This window comes from Alcanivorax sp. HI0007 (assembly GCF_001635525.1).
GTDB lineage: Bacteria > Pseudomonadota > Gammaproteobacteria > Pseudomonadales > Alcanivoracaceae > Alcanivorax.
In genome coordinates this window covers 1-207 of record NZ_LWEJ01000134.1, presented here as the reverse complement: position 1 = coordinate 207, position 207 = coordinate 1, and the positions used below count along the sequence as shown (strand labels likewise).

1 protein-coding gene is annotated in these 207 nt (G+C 58.5%); it reads right to left on the bottom strand.

Annotated features, from left to right (window positions below; all coding sequences use genetic code 11):
• Nucleotides 1-183: hypothetical protein (locus A3714_RS07430; RefSeq protein WP_156493842.1), on the bottom strand; the 183-nt coding region annotated here is incomplete at its 3' end.
• Nucleotides 184-207: the final 24 nt, after the last annotated feature.

Genomic DNA, 207 nt, shown 5'->3' with positions numbered 1-207 from the left:
GGTATCATTCTGATCACGCAGCACCAGAGACAATGCATTACTGTTATCAACGGTGCCGCCGCCGCCAGTGGCGTCGCCCAGGGTTTCAAAGTTCACAATAGCCCGAGCGTCAGAGTCCGGAATACCAGCAATCAGCTGACCAGCGCCCTCTACATCTCCGGCTCGCAGAACAATGGTCGCCACCCCATTCGCGTCCGTCAGCGCGGT